General features: G+C 65.0%; 4 protein-coding genes. 2 read left to right on the top strand and 2 right to left on the bottom strand.

Going from position 1 to position 3,407, the window contains the following annotated elements:
• Together AC2VLV_RS15440 and AC2VLV_RS15435 are read right to left on the bottom strand one after the other, a co-directional pair.
• The coding region (locus tag AC2VLV_RS15440) for a LysR family transcriptional regulator (protein WP_486990824.1) at nucleotides 1-439 on the bottom strand (439 nt) is incomplete at its 3' end.
• Complete coding sequence (locus tag AC2VLV_RS15435; RefSeq protein ID WP_486990823.1) at nucleotides 427-1,764, bottom strand: MFS transporter; 1,338 nt, start codon at nucleotides 1,762-1,764, stop codon at nucleotides 427-429. The genes AC2VLV_RS15440 and AC2VLV_RS15435, both read right to left, overlap by 13 nt.
• Before the next feature lie 157 nt (nucleotides 1,765-1,921).
• On the opposite strand from AC2VLV_RS15435, the gene AC2VLV_RS15430 reads away from it, so the two are divergent.
• Nucleotides 1,922-2,788 carry a pirin family protein gene (locus AC2VLV_RS15430; RefSeq protein WP_486990825.1) on the top strand — a complete coding sequence of 289 codons (867 nt, stop codon included), beginning with the start codon at nucleotides 1,922-1,924 and terminating at the stop codon, nucleotides 2,786-2,788.
• A 126-nt stretch (nucleotides 2,789-2,914) separates the two neighbouring features.
• Nucleotides 2,915-3,407: NADPH-dependent FMN reductase (locus AC2VLV_RS15425; RefSeq protein ID WP_486990822.1), on the top strand; the 493-nt coding region annotated here is incomplete at its 3' end.

Below are 3,407 nucleotides of genomic sequence, written 5' to 3'. Positions count from 1 at the left end.
GGCGAACGCGCAAGGCCACATCGATGCCTTCAGCCACCACGTCCACGCGCCGGTTGGTGGCGTCAAGCTGCAACTGCACCTGCGGGTAGCGCACCATGAAGGCCGCGACCATGCCCCCGACTTGCGCGTCGAGCAGGGCGACCGGGCAGGTCATGCGCACGGCACCGCAGGGCTCGGCGTGGGTGCGGGCAATGGCTTCTTCCGCTGCATCGGCTTCGACCAGCATGGCCTTGCAGTGGGTGTAGTAAGTCTGCCCGAGTTCGGTGACCACGAAGCTGCGGGTCGAGCGCTGGATCAGCCTTGCGCCCAGTTGCGCCTCCAGTCGCGCCATGCGGCGGCTCAGTTTCGATTTCGGCAGGCCGAGCGCACGTCCGGCGGGTGCGAAGCCCCCGTGTTCCACCACCTGAACAAAGTAATACAGATCATTCAGGTCGCGCATGATGCACTGCCTTGGCTTGCGCTGAACAGCCACGACAAGCCGATGCCGCCCAGTCCCAGCAAGAGCACCCCTGGATTGCCTGCGAACTGAAACAGCGGGCCGCCCAGCAGGGTTCCGGCAACCGTGGCGATGGCGGCAACCGCATTGAACAGCCCAATGGCCATGCCCTCGCTGAGTACGCTGAGCTTGCCGGCCAGCATGGTGCCACTGACGCTCAGCAGCGGCCAGGCGCCAACGATGGCGGCGAACCCGACGATGGACAATCCCTCTCGCTCTCGTCCTGCCGCCGGAAAAAACATCAGGGCGAAAAGCAGGGCAAATCCGCATCCGCGCAGCAGCAGGCCCCAGCGGTACACGCGCTGCGGACCGTGGCGGGAAGACCACCGACTCGCCAGGATGTAAAGGCCAATGCCGATGGCGGCCGTGACCGCGTAGGTTAGCGAAGTCAGGCCAGGATCGATGCCGTAGCCCTTGCGCATCAGCACCGGGAAATAGGCGAAAAAGGCGGCGACGCCAAACGACAGCAAAAACCACGACAGCATGAAACGCCCAAACGCGGTTTTCAGCTGTGAGGGCAATTGCCGCAAGGCGGGCAGCGACAAATGATGCGATTGCCGCAGCAACCCGCCGCCCATCAACTCGGTTCGGCCAAAGGCGGCAAGCCCATGAAAGTCGAGATGTTGTATGGCGTGCCGGGGTGCGACGGCGTGCACGACCCGCTGCACGGGCAGACCCACGCGCGATGCGATCACCGCTGCCGCAAGCACCGCGGCGGTGATCCAGATGCCCAGAGTGAGGCTGTGCACCAGCGCGCCCGCGAGCAGCAAGCCGACCACCTGCCCGGCGCCATTGAAACTTTGCAGCCAGCCGATCCGAGGCTCCCATTCCTCGCGCGGCGCAAAGTCGAAAATGAACAGGCTGGCGATGGTGCTTGCGGCAGACGAACCCAGGCCCAGCAACAAACCCAGCACGATCCAGCTCGGCAATCCGGGCAGGATGGCGAAACCTGCCGTCGCCAGCGCAGCCAGCGCGAATCCGCCCAGAAACAGGGTGCGATAGTCCTTTCTCGCCTCGGCAAACTTGCCCCAAAGCGGCGAACTCAACAGCCCCAGGTTATAGGCGCCCAGAACGTAGGCCACATCGCTGACACGACCCAACTGCGCAACGACCAGCAGGGGCAGCAGTACCGGAATCAACCCGGCCGTGGCGACGCCGAGCAGGAGATAGGCGAAGTACCAGCGCGAAATGAAACGGGCGGGCGCCCGCCAGGCACGCTCCAACTGCAATTTCCAGAGGGAATGGGGTTGTTCGGTGCTTTGCTGCATAGCGAATGCTTTGTGACCAAGGAGTTGAAGGAATCGAAGCGGCCGTTCTGTTTATGGAACGATGATGGCCGAATTTTCCACTTTTTAAAAGTTCGTTCCAAATCTATTCTGTCAGAGGTGAGTTGGCTCAACCCTACAGGAGAAAAGCATGAAAAATCTGAAATCCCTTCGCGGCGTGTTCAGCAACCCGCGCCAACATTGGGTTGGCGACGGCTTTCCGGTGCGTTCGCTGTTCAGCTACAGCAGCCACGGCGTGCAGCTCAGCCCCTTTCTGTTGCTCGACTACGCCGGCCCGGCGCAGTTCGCGCCCGGTACGCAGCCGCGGGGCGTGGGCGAGCACCCGCATCGGGGTTTCGAGACCGTGACCATCGTCTATCAGGGCGAGGTGGACCATCGCGACTCGACCGGGGCCGGCGGCCATATCGGCCCGGGCGACGTGCAGTGGATGACGGCGGCCGGCGGCATCCTGCACGACGAGTTCCACTCCCAGGCGTTCACCGAGCGAGGCGGCACGCTGGAGATGGTGCAGCTCTGGGTCAACCTCCCCGCCAAGGACAAGATGTCGCAGCCCGGCTATCAGACTTTGTTGAACTCCGACATTCCCGACGTGGCCTTGCCCGACGCGGCGGGGCGGGTGCGCGTCATCGCCGGGACGTATGCCGACCACCGTGGCCCCGCACGCACGTTCACGCCGATGGACGTGTGGGATGTGCGGCTCAACGCGGGCGCACAGACCCGCTTCGACATCGCCGCGGGGCGCACGCTGGCGCTGGTGGTGCTGCATGGCGCGGTGAAGGTGAACGGCGATGCGGTGGTGCGTTCGGCACAGTTCGGCTTGCTCAGCCGTGAAGGCGAAGGCGTGCTGGTCGAGGCCGAGGAGGACGCCACGCTGCTGCTGCTCAGCGGCGAGCCGATCGACGAGCCCATCGTCGGCTACGGTCCGTTCGTGATGAACACCCAGGCCGAGATTCATCAGGCGATGCAAGACTTCAACAGCGGCCGTTTCGGCCAGATCGCGGCGTAAGCGCGCGGCCCCGGAAGTCCTCCGGGGCCGCCTGCCGTTTTGCTTTTCAGAAGGGTTGCGAGCATGGACAGTCTTCGACTTCTCATTCTTCCCGGTAGCGCTCGCGCGGGCGCCTTCAGTGGCCAAATGGCGGCCTTTGCGGCCCGAACTGCCGAGCGGCTGGGGCTGCAGGCCCGAGTTCTCGATTTGCGCGCCCTGGCGCTGCCGGTCTATGACGGCGACCTCGAGGCCGCGCAGGGCGTGCCCGACGGTGCCCTGGCACTGCAGGCGGCGCTGCTTGAAAGCGACGCCGTGCTTCTGGTTACGCCGGAGTACAACGGTTTCCCGACTCCCTTGGTGATCAACGCCTTCGACTGGCTCTCGCGCATTCCCGCCACCGACCAACATCCCGCCGGGCTGGCGGTCACGGCGAACAAACCGGTAGCCTTGCTGTCCACCTCGCCGGGGCCGCTGGGCGGGCTGCGGGCGATGAACACCCTGCGGCAATACCTGCAGATGGCTTTTGCCATGCTGGTGGCGCCCCAGCAATACGCGTTGGGCCGTGCGCACGAGGCCTTCGCCGCGCAGGGCGAGCTGCGCGACGCCCGTGCAGCGCAACGTGTGCAGGGGGTGCTCGACG

The sequence above is a fragment of the Thiomonas sp. TH-17 genome (genome assembly GCF_057473305.1).
The sequence above is the reverse complement of the archived record's forward strand: the minus strand, read 5'-3'. Positions and strand labels throughout refer to the sequence as shown.

Bases quoted from the DNA above. Each gene is read 5' to 3' on its own strand.
- AC2VLV_RS15435 (WP_486990823.1), bottom strand. From the start codon at position 1,764: ATGCAGCAAAGCACCGAACAACCCCATTCCCTCTGGAAATTGCAGTTG.